Annotated in this window: 8 protein-coding genes; 6 read left to right on the forward strand and 2 right to left on the reverse strand. The window is 64.6% G+C overall.

What is annotated here, in order from left to right; all coding sequences use genetic code 11:
- Position 1 precedes the first annotated feature (1 nt).
- From rpoB to VFG17_RS04525, 4 genes are all read left to right on the forward strand, one after another.
- The gene (gene rpoB / locus VFG17_RS04510) at positions 2 to 4,180 is read left to right on the forward strand and encodes a DNA-directed RNA polymerase subunit beta (protein ID WP_325028257.1); all 4,179 of its coding nucleotides are present in this window, start codon (positions 2 to 4) and stop codon (positions 4,178 to 4,180) included.
- Between the two features lie 53 nt (positions 4,181 to 4,233).
- Positions 4,234 to 8,517 carry a DNA-directed RNA polymerase subunit beta' gene (gene rpoC / locus VFG17_RS04515; RefSeq protein ID WP_325028258.1) on the forward strand — a complete coding sequence of 1,428 codons (4,284 nt, stop codon included), beginning with the start codon at positions 4,234 to 4,236 and terminating at the stop codon, positions 8,515 to 8,517.
- Positions 8,518 to 8,852: 335 nt separating this feature from the next.
- Positions 8,853 to 10,448, forward strand: a complete 1,596-nt coding sequence (locus VFG17_RS04520) for a helicase HerA-like domain-containing protein (RefSeq protein ID WP_414712923.1) — start codon at positions 8,853 to 8,855, stop codon at positions 10,446 to 10,448.
- On the forward strand, positions 10,445 to 10,891 hold the full coding sequence (locus tag VFG17_RS04525; protein WP_325028259.1) for a hypothetical protein: 447 nt from the start codon (positions 10,445 to 10,447) through the stop codon (positions 10,889 to 10,891). The genes VFG17_RS04520 and VFG17_RS04525 overlap by 4 nt, the downstream gene beginning before the upstream one ends.
- A gap of 20 nt (positions 10,892 to 10,911) precedes the next feature.
- Here VFG17_RS04525 and VFG17_RS04530 read toward each other — a convergent pair whose 3' ends face one another.
- Positions 10,912 to 13,611 carry a M1 family metallopeptidase gene (locus VFG17_RS04530; RefSeq protein WP_325028260.1) on the reverse strand — a complete coding sequence of 900 codons (2,700 nt, stop codon included), beginning with the start codon at positions 13,609 to 13,611 and terminating at the stop codon, positions 10,912 to 10,914.
- 118 nt (positions 13,612 to 13,729) lie between these two features.
- On the opposite strand from VFG17_RS04530, the gene VFG17_RS04535 reads away from it, so the two are divergent.
- Positions 13,730 to 15,016, forward strand: coding sequence for a cytochrome P450 (locus VFG17_RS04535; RefSeq protein ID WP_325028261.1), 1,287 nt, complete (start codon positions 13,730 to 13,732; stop codon positions 15,014 to 15,016).
- Positions 15,017 to 15,098: 82 nt separating this feature from the next.
- Positions 15,099 to 15,332, forward strand: a complete 234-nt coding sequence (locus VFG17_RS04540) for a hypothetical protein (RefSeq protein ID WP_325028262.1) — start codon at positions 15,099 to 15,101, stop codon at positions 15,330 to 15,332.
- A 45-nt stretch (positions 15,333 to 15,377) separates the two neighbouring features.
- On the opposite strand, the gene VFG17_RS04545 is transcribed toward VFG17_RS04540, so the two are convergent.
- A complete protein-coding gene (locus VFG17_RS04545; RefSeq protein ID WP_325028263.1) occupies positions 15,378 to 15,788 on the reverse strand; it encodes a thioesterase family protein in 411 nt (136 codons plus the stop codon).
- Positions 15,789 to 15,828: the final 40 nt, after the last annotated feature.

Genomic DNA, 15,828 nt, shown 5'->3' on the forward strand with positions numbered 1-15,828 from the left:
TATGGCGACCAAGGCGAAGTCGGTGGGCAAGGCCCTCGAAGCAACCGCAAGCAAGCGAATCCGCAAGCTGTTCGGCAACATCCACGAAGCGGTGGAGATGCCCAACCTCATCGAGGTGCAGCGCGAATCCTATGAGCAGTTCCTGCGGTCCGATCCGTCGATCGGTTATGTTTCGGGTCTCGAAAAGACGTTGCGCAGCGTTTTCCCGATCCGCGATTTCGCCGGCACCGCCGAACTCGACTTCGTCCACTACGAACTCGAAGAGCCGAAGTATGACGTCGAGGAATGCCGTCAGCGCGGCATCACCTATGCGGCGCCGATGAAGGTCACGCTGCGCCTGATCGTCTTCGAGGTCGACAGCGAAACCGACACCCGCTCGGTCCTCGATATCAAGGAGCAGGACGTTTACATGGGCGACATGCCGCTCATGACCGAGAACGGCACCTTCTTCGTCAACGGCACCGAGCGCGTCATCGTGTCGCAGATGCACCGTTCGCCGGGTGTGCTCTTTGACCATGACCGCGGCAAGACCCACTCGTCGGGCAAGTTCCTGTTCGCCGCGCGCGTGATCCCGTATCGCGGTTCGTGGCTCGACTTCGAATTCGACGCCAAGGACATCGTCAACGTCCGTATCGACCGCAAGCGCAAGCTGCCGGTCACCAGCCTGCTCTATGCGCTGGGCATGTCGGGCGAGGAAATCCTCAACCATTTCTATGATCGCCTCGTCTTCGAGCGCGCCGAGAATGGCTGGAAGGTCCCGTTCGTCGTCGAAAACTGGCGCGGGTCGAAGCCCGGGTTCGACGTGGTGGACGCCAAGACCGGCGAAGTCGTTTTCGCCGCCGGCCATAAGATCAGCCCGCGCCTTGCCAACAAGGCGGCGAAGGACGGTCTCGACACGCTGCTGATCCCGACCGAGGAAATCTTCGGCCGCTACTCGGCCTATGACCTGATCAACGAAGCGACCGGCGAGATCTATATCGAAGCCGGCGACGAAGTGTCGGCCGACAATCTCGAAAAGCTCGACGCCGCGGGCATCGACAAGCTCGTCCTGCTCGACATCGACCACAACAACACCGGTCCGTGGATCCGCAACACGCTGAAGGCCGACAAGGCCGAGGATCGCGACCAGGCGCTGAGCGACATCTACCGCGTCATGCGCCCCGGCGAACCGCCGACGCGCGAAACCGCCGAAGCCTTGTTCGGCGGTCTGTTCTTCGACGCCGAGCGGTACGACCTGTCGGCGGTGGGTCGTGTGAAATTGAACATGCGCCTCGGCCTCGACGCCGAGGACACGGTGACGACGCTGCGCAGCGAGGACATTCTCGCCGTGGTCAAGGAGCTGGTGAACCTCAAGGACGGCAAGGGCGAAATCGACGACATCGACAATCTCGGCAACCGCCGCGTGCGTTCGGTCGGCGAGCTGCTCGAAAACCAGTATCGCGTCGGCCTGCTGCGCATGGAGCGCGCGGTGAAGGAACGCATGAGCTCGGTCGACGTGTCGACCGTGATGCCGAACGACCTGATCAATGCGAAGCCCGCGGTTGCCGCGGTGCGCGAATTCTTCGGCTCGTCGCAGCTTTCGCAGTTCATGGACCAGACCAACCCGCTGTCGGAAGTCACGCACAAGCGCCGCGTCTCGGCGCTCGGGCCGGGCGGTCTGACCCGCGAACGCGCCGGCTTCGAAGTCCGCGACGTTCACCCGACCCACTATGGCCGCATCTGCCCGATCGAAACGCCCGAAGGCCCGAACATCGGTCTGATCAACAGCCTCGCGACCTTCGCGCGCGTCAACAAATATGGCTTCATCGAAACGCCGTACCGCCGCATCGTCGACGGCAAGGTCACCAATGAAGTCGTCTATCTGTCGGCGATGGAAGAGTCGAAGCACACGGTTGCGCAGGCGAACGCCGACCTCAACGCCGACGGCAGCTTCATCGACGAGCTGATCTCGGCGCGCGAAGCGGGCGAATTCCTGATGGCGCCGCGCGACCAGATCACGCTGATGGACGTGTCGCCGAAGCAGCTCGTTTCGGTCGCGGCCTCGCTGATCCCGTTCCTCGAAAACGATGACGCCAACCGCGCGCTCATGGGATCGAACATGCAGCGTCAGGCTGTGCCGCTGCTCCGGGCCGAGGCTCCGGTCGTCGGCACCGGCATGGAAGAGACGGTCGCGCGCGACTCGGGCGCCGCGATCGCCGCGCGCCGCGGCGGCGTGATCGACCAGGTCGATGCGACGCGTATCGTCATCCGCGCGACCGACATGGTCGAACCCGGCAAGTCGGGCGTCGACATCTATCGCCTGCAGAAGTTCCAGCGTTCGAACCAGAACACCTGCATCAACCAGCGTCCGCTGGTGAAGGTGGGCGACGTGGTCAAGAGCGGCGACATCATCGCCGACGGTCCGTCGACCGAGCTTGGCGAACTGGCGCTCGGCAAGAATGTGCTCGTCGCGTTCATGCCGTGGAACGGCTATAATTATGAGGACTCGATCCTCATTTCCGAACGCATCGTGAAGGACGACGTCTTCACCTCGATCCACATCGAGGAATTCGAAGTCACCGCCCGCGACACGCGCCTCGGGCCCGAGGACATCACGCGCGACATCCCGAACGTCGGCGAGGAGGCGCTGCGCAACCTCGACGAAGCGGGCATCGTCTACATCGGCGCCGAAGTCGGCCCGGGCGACATTCTGGCCGGCAAGATCACCCCCAAGGGTGAATCGCCGATGACGCCGGAAGAAAAGCTGCTGCGCGCGATCTTCGGCGAAAAGGCCAGCGACGTGCGCGACACCTCGCTCCGCCTGCCGCCGGGCGTGTCGGGCACCGTCGTCGAAGTCCGCGTCTTCAACCGCCACGGTATCGACAAGGACGAACGCGCGATTGCGATCGAACGCGAAGAGATCGAACGTTTGAAGCAGGACGCCGACGACGAGCGCGCGATCCTCAACCGTGCGACCTTCTCGAGCCTCAAGGACCTGCTGATCGGTCAGACGACCAGCGCGGTGCCGAAGGGTCTGAAGAAGGGCGACACCGTGACCGAGGAAATGCTGACCGACCTCGACCGCGCCGACTGGTGGAAGCTGGCGGTTGTCGAAGACAATGCCCAGACCGCCCTCGAAGCGATCAAGGCGCAGTATGACGACGCGATCAAGCGGATCAACGCGAAGTATGAAGATCGCGTCGAAAAGCTGCAGCGCGGCGACGAACTCGCCCCGGGCGTGCTGAAGATGGTCAAGGTCTTCGTCGCGGTGAAGCGCAAGCTGCAGCCGGGCGACAAGATGGCCGGCCGTCACGGCAACAAGGGCGTCATCAGCCGCATACTGCCGAACGAGGACATGCCGTTCCTCGAAGACGGGACGCATGTCGACATCGTGCTTAACCCGCTCGGCGTGCCGTCGCGCATGAACGTCGGGCAGATCCTCGAAACCCACCTCGGATGGGCTTCGCGTGGGTTGGGCCGGCAGGTCACGCAGGCGCTCGACGAATGGCGCGACGCCAATCCCGACGCAGTCGGCGGGCAGATGCCCGAAGCCGTGCGCGATGCGCTCGAGCATGTCTATGGCGCCGAATATCTCGACGATATCAAGTCGCGCGATGCCGACAATATCGTCGAACTGGCCGACAACCTCCGCGTTGGCGTGCCCTTCGCGACCCCGGTGTTCGACGGCGCGAAGGAAGCCGACGTGTCGAACATGCTGACCCTCGCGGGGCTGCATGACTCGGGGCAGTCGGACCTCTACGACGGGCGCACCGGCGACAAGTTCGACCGCAAGGTGACCGTGGGCTACATCTATATGCTGAAGCTCCACCACCTCGTCGACGACAAGATCCACGCGCGTTCGATCGGCCCCTACAGCCTCGTCACCCAGCAGCCGCTGGGCGGTAAGGCGCAGTTCGGTGGCCAGCGCTTCGGTGAAATGGAGGTCTGGGCGCTCCAGGCCTATGGCGCGGCGTATACGCTCCAGGAAATGCTGACGGTGAAGTCGGACGACGTGATCGGCCGCACCAAGGTCTACGAAGCGATCGTCAAGGGCGACGACACCTTCGAGGCCGGCATTCCCGAAAGCTTCAACGTGCTCGTCAAGGAAATGCGCTCGCTGGGCCTCAACGTCGAGCTTTCGTCCTATGCGGACGAAGACGATGACGAAGGTCCCGAAGCCCTTCCCGAAGCCGCCGAATAAGATTTTTCCTCACCCCTCTCGCGCCAAGCGAGAGGGGAAGATGGAGCAGACATATGAACCAGCTTACCAACTTCATGAACCCGGTCGCGAAGCCCGAAACCTTCGACATGATCAAGATCGGCATCGCGAGCCCCGAGCGTATCCGCTCGTGGTCGTTCGGCGAGATCAAGAAGCCCGAAACGATCAACTACCGCACGTTCAAGCCCGAGCGTGACGGCCTGTTCTGCGCGCGCATCTTTGGCCCGATCAAGGATTATGAATGCCTGTGCGGCAAGTATAAGCGCATGAAATACAAGGGCATCGTCTGCGAGAAGTGCGGTGTCGAAGTCACGGTGACCAAGGTTCGCCGCGAGCGCATGGGCCATATCGAACTCGCCGCGCCCGTCGCGCACATCTGGTTCCTGAAGTCGCTGCCGTCGCGCATCGGCCTGCTGCTCGACATGCAGCTGAAGCAGCTCGAGCGCGTCCTTTATTTCGAAGCCTATATCGTCCTCGAGCCCGGCCTGACCCCGCTCGAAAAGTTCCAGCTGCTGACCGAAGACGAACTGCTCGACGCGCAGGACGAATATGGCGAAGACGCGTTCAGCGCCGGCATCGGCGCCGAGGCGATCCGCGTGCTCCTCGAGAATCTCGATCTCGAACAGGAACGCGTCGACCTGATGGAAGAGCTCGCGACGACCAAGTCGGAGCTCAAGCCCAAGAAGATCATCAAGCGCCTGAAGGTCGTCGAGAGCTTCATCGAATCGGGCAACCGCCCCGAATGGATGATCCTCGAAGTCGTGCCGGTCATCCCGCCCGAACTGCGCCCGCTGGTGCCGCTCGACGGCGGCCGCTTCGCGACGTCGGATCTCAACGACCTCTATCGCCGCGTGATCAACCGCAACAACCGCCTGAAGCGGCTGATGGAGCTGCGCGCGCCGGACATCATCGTCCGCAACGAAAAGCGCATGCTGCAGGAAGCCGTCGACGCGCTGTTCGACAACGGCCGCCGCGGCCGCACGATCACGGGTGCGAACAAGCGTCCGCTCAAGTCGCTTTCGGACATGCTCAAGGGCAAGCAGGGCCGCTTCCGTCAGAACCTGCTCGGCAAGCGCGTCGACTATTCGGGCCGTTCGGTCATCGTAACCGGCCCCGAGCTCAAGCTGCACCAGTGCGGCCTGCCGAAGAAGATGGCGCTCGAACTGTTCAAGCCGTTCATCTACGCGCGCCTCGATGCCAAGGGTCTGTCGATGACCCTGAAGCAGGCGAAGAAGTGGGTCGAAAAGGAACGCAAGGAAGTCTGGGACATCCTCGACGAAGTCATTCGCGAGCACCCGGTCCTCCTGAACCGCGCCCCGACGCTCCACCGCCTCGGCATCCAGGCGTTCGAGCCCGTGCTGATCGAAGGCAAGGCGATCCAGCTTCACCCGCTGGTCTGCGCCGCGTTCAACGCCGACTTCGACGGGGACCAGATGGCGGTCCACGTTCCGCTGAGCCTCGAAGCCCAGCTCGAAGCGCGCGTGCTGATGATGTCGACCAACAACATCCTCAGCCCCGCGAACGGCAAGCCGATCATCGTTCCGTCGCAGGACATGGTTCTCGGTCTCTATTACCTCTCGCTGGAGCGCGAAGGCGAGCCGGGCGAGGGCATGCTGCTCGCCGACATGGCCGAAGTGCATCAGGCGCTGTTCACCGGCGCGGTGACGCTGCACACCAAGGTGGTGAGCCGCGTTCCGCAGACCGACGAGCAGGGCAACGAGTATCTGAAGCGGTTCGAGACCACGCCGGGCCGCATGCTGATCGGCGAATGCCTGCCGAAGTCGCACACCGTGCCCTTCGACGTCGTCAACCGCCTTCTCACCAAGAAGGAAATCGGCGACGTGATTGACCAGGTCTATCGCCACACCGGCCAGAAAGAGACGGTGCTGTTCGCCGACGCCATCATGGCGCTGGGCTTCCGCAACGCGTTCAAGGCGGGGATCTCGTTCGGCAAGGACGACATGATCATCCCGGCGTCGAAGGAAGGCATGGTCGACGAGACCCGCGCCCTCGTGAAGGATTTCGAGCAGCAGTATCAGGACGGCCTGATCACGCAGCAGGAAAAGTACAATAAGGCCATTGATGCCTGGTCGCAGTGCGGCGACAAGGTCGCGAACGCGATGATGGACGAAATCCGCGCGACGCCGAAGCTCGACGACGGCCGCCTCGCCCCGATTAACTCCATCTATATGATGGCGCACTCGGGTGCTCGCGGTTCGCAGGCCCAGATGAAGCAGCTCGCGGGCATGCGCGGCCTGATGGCCAAGCCGTCGGGCGAGATCATCGAAACGCCGATCATCTCGAACTTCAAGGAAGGCCTCACCGTTCTCGAGTATTTCAACTCGACCCACGGTGCGCGTAAGGGTCTCGCCGATACGGCGCTCAAGACGGCGAACTCGGGTTATCTGACCCGCCGTCTGGTCGACGTGTCGCAGGACTGTGTCGTGATCGAGGAAGATTGCGGCACCGAACGCGGCATGGAAATGCGTGCGATCATCCAGGGCGGTTCGACGATCGCCTCGCTCGGCGAGCGCATCCTCGGCCGCACGACGCTCGAAGACGTCGTCGACAAGGACGGCAATGTCATCGCGCCGGTGGGCACGTTGCTCGACGAAGCGACGACGCAGCGGATCGAGGACGCCGAAGTCCAGTCGGTCAAGATCCGCTCGCCGCTGGTCTGCGAAGCGACGCTGGGCGTCTGCGGCAAATGCTATGGCCGCGACCTTGCCCGCGGTACGCCGGTCAACATCGGCGAAGCCGTCGGCGTCATCGCCGCGCAGTCGATCGGTGAGCCGGGCACCCAGCTGACGATGCGGACCTTCCACATCGGCGGTGCGGCGCAGGTCAACGAGCAGTCGAACGCCGAAGCGATTTCGGACGGCACGATCGAATATCGTGACATGGCGACGATCGTCGACCAGCGCGGCCGCCGTCTGGCTCTGTCGCGTTCGGGCGAAATCGCGATCATCGACAGCGAAGGCCGCGAGCGCGCGACGCACAAGCTGCCCTATGGTGCGCAGATCATGCACAAGGACGGCGAGAAGGTGAAGAAGGGCGACCGGATTGCCGAATGGGATCCGTTCACAATGCCGCTGATCACCGAAAAGCAGGGCGTCGTGAAGTATCAGGATCTGGCCGACGGCAAGACGCTGGTCGAACAGGTCGACGAAGCGACGGGCATCGCCCAGCGCGTCGTGATCGAATATCGCTCGGCGGGCCGCGCCAAGAAGGAAGACCTTCAGCCGCGCCTGACGCTGCTCGACGACCAGTCGGGCGAAGCCGCGCGCTACCTGCTCGCGGTCGGCACCATGCTGTCGGTCGAGGACGGTCAGGAAGTGCAGGCGGGCGACGTTCTGGCGCGTGTCAGCCGCGAAGCGTCGAAGACGCGCGACATCACCGGCGGTCTGCCGCGGGTTGCCGAGCTGTTCGAAGCGCGCATTCCGAAGGACAACAGCGTTATCGCGAAGATCAGCGGCCGCATTGAATTCGTCAAGGATTACAAGGCGAAGCGCAAGATCGCGATCGTTCCGGAAGAAGGCGATCCGATCGAGTATCTGATCCCCAAGTCGAAGGTCCTCGAAGTGCAGGAAGGCGACCAGGTCAAGCGCGGCGACGCGCTGATCAGCGGTTCGCCCAATCCGCACGACATCCTCGACGTCATGGGTGTCGAGGCGCTGGCCGAATATCTCGTCGCGGAAATCCAGGAAGTCTATCGACTGCAGGGCGTGAAGATCAACGACAAGCACATCGAGGTGATCGTTCGCCAGATGCTGCAGAAGGTCGAGATCACGTCGGGCGGCGACACGACGCTGCTGCCGGGCGAACAGCTCGATTACCTCGAGATGATGGAATATAACGCCAAGCTGCCGAAGAATGGTGTTCCCGCAGAGGGCCGTCCGGTCCTCCTCGGCATCACCAAGGCGTCGCTGCAGACCCGCAGCTTCGTTTCGGCGGCGTCCTTCCAGGAGACGACCCGCGTTCTCACCGAGGCTTCGGTGCAGGGCAAGATCGACTCGCTGCAGGGCCTCAAGGAAAATGTCATCGTCGGCCGCCTCATCCCGGCGGGTACCGGCGCTGCCATGAACCGCGTCCGCGTGACGGCTTCGTCGAAGGATGCCGCGCTTCGCGCCGCGATGCGCGCCGCGAATCAGGAGCATCTGATCGCGCCGGCGACCGCCGCCGAAGAGCATGAAGCCGAACTGGCGCAGGGCCCCGAAGCGGCGCTCGGCGACGATCCGCTCGGCAAGGTGCAGGGCGAGGACTTCACGTCGGATGACGTGATGGTCGAAGAGCGTCCCGAAGGCGAAAGCGAGGAATAAGCTTCCTCGCGGCTTTGGCCGACAGAAATAAGCCCCGCCGGAGCGATCCGGCGGGGCTTTTCTTTGGCGGGTTGGGGAGCGGATGACCAGATCCTCCCTGCGGCGAAGCCGTGGGGAGGGGGACCGCCGCGAAGCGGTGGTGGAGGGGCGGCAACGTCGCCCATAGCCCCTCCGTCAGCGGCAACACCGCTGCCACCTCCCCATGGCTTCGCCACAGGGAGGATCGAATGCCGTTGCCGACCGCGCAACCACCCCACCCTCCACTCCTTTGCCGATTGCCTGTCCCCGCCCCCCGCTCTAGACCTCGGTAAAGGCTTTCGAACGGAGGACAGCGGGTGAGCGACGGCAGCACGGCGAGCGAAATCTATATCGGGCTTGGCGGCGGCGGGGCGGCCGATGGACCGCGCCAGTCGCTGGTGCTGAAACGCGCGAATCGCCACGGGCTGATCGCCGGCGCGACCGGCACCGGCAAGACGGTGACGCTGCAGGGACTCGCCGAAGGTTTCTCGGCGGTCGGCGTCCCGGTGTTCGTCGCCGATGTGAAGGGCGACCTCGCCGGCATGGCGATGGCGGGCAGCCCGACGGCAAAGGTCCATGAGCCTTTTTCGAAACGCGCCGCCGAAATCGGCGATACCGACTGGGCCTATCGCGACAATCCGGTGATCTTCTGGGATCTGTTCGGCGAACAGGGGCACCCGATCCGCACCACCATCTCCGAAATGGGGCCGCTGCTGCTCGCGCGGCTGATGGGGCTCAACGAAGTGCAGGAAGGCGTGCTCGCGATCGCGTTCAGGGTCGCCGACGAACAGAATCTGCTGCTGCTCGACCTAGGCGATTTACAGGCGATGCTGGCGTGGTGCGCCGAGAATGCCGACGAACTGACGACCAAATATGGCAATGTGTCGAAGGCGACCGTCGGCACGATCCAGCGGCAATTGCTCACGCTCGAAAGCCAGGGCGGCGACCATTTCTTTGGTGAGCCCGCGCTCGACATTCAGGACATGATCCGCTGCGACGATAATGGCCGAGGTTATGTCAACATCCTTGCCGCCGACAAGTTGATGGCGAGCCCGAAGCTGTATGCGACCTTCCTGCTCTGGCTCTTGTCGGAGATGTTCGAGACGCTTTCCGAGGTCGGCGACCCCGACAAGCCCAAGCTCGTCTTCTTCTTCGACGAAGCGCATCTGCTGTTCGACGACGCGCCGCCCGCGCTGACCGAAAAGATCGAGCAGGTCGTGCGGCTGATCCGCTCGAAGGGTGTCGGCGTCTATTTCGTCACGCAGAATCCGATCGACGTGCCCGAAGAGGTCGCGGGCCAACTCGGCAACCGCGTCCAGCATGCGCTCCGCGCCTTCACCCCGCGCGACCAGAAGGCGGTGAAGGCGGCCGCCGAAACCTTCCGCCCCAATCCCAAGGTCGACGTCGCGCGCGAGATCACCGAACTGAAGGTCGGCGAGGCGCTCGTCTCGCTGCTGATGGCTGACGGCGCCCCGTCGCCGGTCGAGCGCACGCTGATCAAGCCGCCCTGCTCGCGCGCCGGGCCTCTGGAGGCCAAGGAACGCGCGATTATCCAGTCGGTCTCGCCGGTTGAAGGCAAATATGACACGGCGGTGGACCGCGAAAGCGCCGAGGAACTGCTCGCCGCCAAGGCCGAGCAGGCGCAGGCGGCCGCCGTCGAAGCGAAAGCGCAGGTCGAGGCCGACAAGCAGGCCGCGATCGCCGCGAAGGAAGAGGCGAAGCGCAAGGCGGCCGAGGAGCGCGAGCGCATCCGGCTCGAAAAGGCCGCAGCGCGCGAGGCGTCCAAACCCTCGATGGCCGAAAAGATGATGCAGTCCGCGGCGCGATCGGCGGCGACGAGCCTCGGCCGGCAGGTTGCGGGCAAGTTCGGCGGCCAGCTGATGCGCGGCATTTTGGGCAGCCTGTTCAAATGAACGATGCTCCGGCGATGGAGGCGAGCCTCGTCGCCGTCGCCGACGCCGGTATCGACATCCGCCACGCGCTGTTCGACCGTTTCTTCGCCGCCTTTCCCGATCGCCGCGCGAGCTTCATGATCGTCGACGCCTCGTCGCGGCGGATGACCGACGAGACCTTGCAGATGATGCTGGGGCTGGCGAAGGGCGAGGGGTGGGTCTGGCCGCTCGTTGCCGAACTCGTCTTCACCCACCGCGCCTATGGGGCACTGCCGATCGCCGAATATGACGCTTTCATCGACATGACGGTCGAGGAACTGGGCGCCGCGGCGAGCGCGGCATGGAGCGCCGCTGCTGCCGCCGCGTGGCAGCGCCAGGCCGAGGCGCTGAAGGCGATGATTCGCCAGGCGCGCGCCGAATGGGAAAGCGCGATGCCGGTGGGGACGCCGCAGCCAGCCGGCTGACCAACCGCGGCGGACTTTCCCTACTTCGCTTTCAGCCAGTCCGCGGTTTCGCGCTTGATGCGCGGGCGGCTGATGCTGCGTTCCTTCAGGCTCGCGAGCACCTTGTCATAGGGCTTGCGCACATCGGCGGGCAGCGGCGCCGCGATCGCTTCGAGCTTCCCGATCATCGCGGGGTCGTTCGACGATCCGGCGAGCCCCGCGAGGAAGCGCGCGCGCGCCGAGGCGTCGATCAGCCGGTCGACCGCCGCCTGATTGGCCTCCGCGAAATCGACCGCCATTTCGGCATGATTCGCCGCGACCGCGCCGATGATCGAGGCGCTGACCGTCTTGCCGGGTTCGTCGGTGAGCGCGAGCGCGAGCGCGCGCTTGGCGAGCGCCTCGTCCTTCGCCGAGCCGAGCAGCGCATAGAAAGTGCTGCGTTCGACCGCCGACTTCGATGCCTTGGCGAGTCCGCGCAGCTTGTTCCATTCGGCTTCGCCAGCGTTCGCCGCGACGATGCCGAGCCAGCGCGCCTTCAGCGGGCCGTCGAGTGCGGCGGGATCGCGGTCGAGCAGTGCGAAGCGCCGCCGCGCTTCGGCGAGCACCTTGGCATCGCCCAGCGTCCCGAGCGCGCCGAGCGATTCGGAGCGCAAGATGCTGTCGAGCGCGGGCTCGCCGGCGCGCGGGTCGAAGCCGAGCCGCGCCATCGCCGGGCCGAGCGCCGCGGTGCCGCGCGCCGCAAGCTGCTTCTGCATCGCCGGTTCGCCGTCGAACAGCTTGTAGAGCGCCGCGTAACGCCCGGCGGCGTCGCCGAGCAGCTTCTGGTTCGCATCGTGTGGCACCGCCGTCAGCAGGTCGAGCGCCGGGCCCATCGGCTGATAACCGGCATAGGCGAGCGCGAAATTGTCGCCGAGCAGCCCGAGCTGGTCGATCGGGGCCAGGCTGGCATAGTCGCCGCGCAGCGCCGCGAGCGCGGCGGGCGAATAAAGCGTGCGGTAATAGCCCGCCTGACCGGCATTGATCAGCACCGCGCCGCAGCCGGGCAGGGTCAGCGTGCCCGTCCCGGCCGAAATCACCTGTCGCGCGACCGCGCCGGTGCCGGCGCGCGCGAGGACGGGCACTTTCCAGCGGCGGCCCTCGGCTTCAATCGCGTCCTTGCGGTCGCGCGAAAATTCGCTCTGCGCCAGCTCGACAATTGTTTTGCCGCCGGCGCAGGTCACGCCGCCGACGCGCAACAGCGGAATGCCCGGCTGGTTCGTGAAGTCATGCGCGATCGCGGTCAGCCCCTCGGCGCCCGCCGCCTCGACCGCGTTCCACAGGTCGTCGGTGCGTGTGTTCGCATATTTGTGCTTTTCCATATAGGCGCGCAGGCCCTGCCGCCACACATCCTCGCCGGCGTAGGATTCGAGCATGGTGATCACCGCCTCGCCCTTCTGATAGGTGATCGCATCGAACGCCTGGTTGGTGTCCTCGACGGTGCGGATCGTCTGGACGATCGGATGGGTGGTCGCAAAGGCGTCGAGCCCCATTGCGCGCTCGCGGCCGTCGACGCGGTCGAGCAAGGGCTGCCAGTCGGGATGGAAATGGTCGCTCGCCTTGGTTTCCATCCAGCTCGCGAACCCCTCGTTGAGCCAGAGGTCGTCCCACCACGCCATAGTGACGAGGTCGCCGAACCATTGGTGCGCGACCTCGTGCGCCTGGACCGAATAGATCGCCTGCCGCGTCGCGTCGCTCGTGATCCGGGAGTCGTCGAGCAGGATGCGTTCGAAGGTGAAGATCGCGCCCCAATTTTCCATCGCGCCGAAAAATTGCGACTGGCCGGGCCCCGCGACATTGTCGAGCTTGGGCAGCGGATAGGGCTGGCCGAAATAGTCGCTGTAATAGCCGAGCAGCGGGCCGAGGCTGTCGAGCGCGAAGCGCGCCTGCTCGCCCGACCCCTTGGGCGACACGATGCCGACCTCGGCGCCGCTCTCGCTCTTCGCCGCGAGCCGCTCGAAATTCCCGGTCGCGAAGAAGAGGAGATAGGACGACATTTTGGGCGAGATCTGGAAGGTAACCTTCTTCTTGCCGTCCGCGACTGGCGTTTCGCTGGTTGCGGGCATGTTGCTCACCGCAAGATCGCCCGCGGGGACGGTTGCCGAGAGGCTGAAGGTCGCCTTGTAGCTCGGCTCGTCGAAGCTCGGGACGAAGCGCCGCGCGTCAGGGGCCTCGAACTGGGTGAACAGCCCGCGCACCTCGTCGCCGCTGACCTTGTCGGGATAATCGAGCGCAAAAAGCCCGTTCGCCTGCGTGTTGATCGTGCCGGTGTAGCGGGTGGCGAGGCGGTATTTGCCCGGCGCGAGCGGCGCGGGCGCGGTGAAACTCACCGTCTGCGCGGCGGCGTCGGTCGCCGCGGTCAGCGGAATCGCCTTGCCGTCGGCCCCGGTGAGGCTGGCGCCCGCGAAGTCGAGGTCGAGCGCGTTCAGCGTCAGCACCGCCGAGGGTTCGTATAATATGATGTCGATGCCCGCCTCGCCGGTGAAGCGAAGCGCCTGCGCGTCGGGGGCGACGCTGATGTCATAATGCACCGGCCGCGCGATCCGCGGCAGCTGGCTCGGGACGCTGGCATCGAGCGGGGCGCCGGCGGGCGCAGGCGCCGCTGCGACGGGCGCGGCCGGAGCGATCCCCGGTTGAGCGGCGCACGCCGCAAGGCTCAGCGATGAGACGGCGGCGAACAGGATATGACGTGCAGTTGTTTTCATGATGAAATCCCCGGTTATTTCGTGTTCCGCTACGCCTGCGCAGGCTTCGCGCGGGTGCCGCTTCGACGGGCGGTCATAGCCTATCGACAGACGACGCGATTCGCGGCAGCTTGGTTGCATGACAAAACCTATATTGCCCGGAGAGGTAGCCGCCGCCGTCGTCGACCCCGTCGCCTATGGCAATTGGGATCCGCTGCACGAACAGCTCGCCTGGGCGCGGGCGAATGCGCCGCTCGCCGTCGCCGAAAATCCCGAGCTCGATCCCTTCTGGCTCGTGACGCGGCATGCCGACATCATGGCGATCAGCCGCGATCCGCAGCGCTTCGCCAACGGCCTGCGCCCCACGGTGCTCACCAACCGCGACGGTGAGGCGATCGCGCGCGCCGCAACGCCGAACAATGACGGGCACCTCATCCGCTCTTTGGTGCAGATGGACGCCCCCGATCATATGAAATACCGGCTGCTCACCCAGAGCTGGTTCATGCCCAAGAATCTGAAGATCGTCGAAGACCGGATCCGCCATCATGCGCGCAGCGCGGTCGAACATATGCTCGCGATGGACGGGACATGCGATTTCGCGCGCGACGTCGCGGCGCATTATCCGCTGCGCGTGATCATGGACATATTGGGGGTGCCGCCCGAGGACGAACCGCGCATGCTGATGCTGACGCAGCAATTGTTCGGGTCGACCGACCCCGAGCTCAACCGCAGCCGCGAGGCGATCACCAGCGCCGAACAAGCGATCGCGATGCTCAATTATGTCATCGCCGATTTCGAACAATATTTCGGCGCGCTGACCGCCGACCGCCGCGCCAGCCCGCGCGAGGACATCGCGACGGTGATCGCCAATGCCATGGTCGGCGGCGAGCCGATTCCCGATCGCGAGCTTGCCGGTTACTATATGATCATCGCGACCGCGGGCCACGACACGACGAGCGCCTCCTCCGCCGGCGCGATCATGGAACTGGCGAAGAACCCCGAGCTGTTCGCTCGTTTCCGCGATGCGGAGAGCGACAAGGCGGGGCTGATCGAGGAGGCGATTCGCTGGACGACGCCGGTCCAGCATTTCATGCGCAGCGCGCGCGAAGACGTCGAAATCGGCGGCCAGACGATTCGGGAAGGCGACTGGCTGATGCTGAACTATGTGTCGGCCAACCGCGACGAGGATGTGTTCGGCGATCCCTTCGCCTTCGACCCCGATCGGGAGAAGAATCAGCAGATCGCCTTCGGCTTCGGCGCGCATGTCTGCCTCGGCCAGCATCTCGCGCGCATGGAAATGCGGATATTGATGGAAGAGCTGCTGCCGCGTCTCAAAAGCCTCGAACTCGCGGGCGAACCCGCGCGCGTCGAATCGGTGTTCGTCGGCGGGCTGAAGCGTCTGCCGATCCGCTTCGCGCTCGCTTAGGGTCGGCACGTCGCAAGCTTCTTTTCCGGCGATGGAACAATCGCTTCCCGGCTGCGTTTACGGGCAGCTAGAGGAGTATATGATGAAAAGATTGAAAAAGGGCGCGATTGCTATCGCCGCAGCGTCCATGGTGCTTGCGCCGGTGGCGGCTTCGGCTGCACCCGCAATCGATGGGGCCCGCGCGACTTCGGCCGTTCGCGGCGGCAATAATCTCGAAGGCGGAAGCTGGGTCGCGATCGTCCTGGGTCTCGCCATCATCGCCGGCGGCATCTGGCTGGTGGTCGATGACGACAACGACGATCCGGTTAGCCCGTAAAAATCTTCGCGCGAAGGCGCCCGTCTCCACGAAACGGAGCGGGCGCTAGCTTTTCTCGCCCGGAAAGAAGCGGGCCACGACTTCGCTCGCGAGCCGCGCGGGACGGAGCGTTTCGGCGTCGATGCAGCACCAGCTCGACTTGACCTCGGCAAGCACGTCCTCGCCGCGCTTGATGATCGTCTCGTAAAAGGCGCGCGCGCCCTGAACCTTTTCGAGGATCACCGTCGCAATGACCTGATCATCGAGGAAAGCGGGGCGGCGGTAGGTGATCTCGTGCTTCAGCGCGACCCACAGATGCGCCGCGACCGCTTCGGGCGGCGCGATATGGCGCCAGTGCGCGAGCACCGCTTCCTGTACCCAGCTCAGATAATGGGCGTTGTTCACATGCCCCATGAAGTCGATGACGTCGGGTCCGACTTTGATGTCATGGTCGTGGGGCAGGGCAGCAGAACTCATATCGTTGACACTAGTGTCAATATATTGTGACGGAAAGATG

It is taken from the genome of Sphingopyxis sp. (assembly GCF_035686825.1).
Taxonomy (GTDB): Bacteria; Pseudomonadota; Alphaproteobacteria; order Sphingomonadales; family Sphingomonadaceae; genus Sphingopyxis.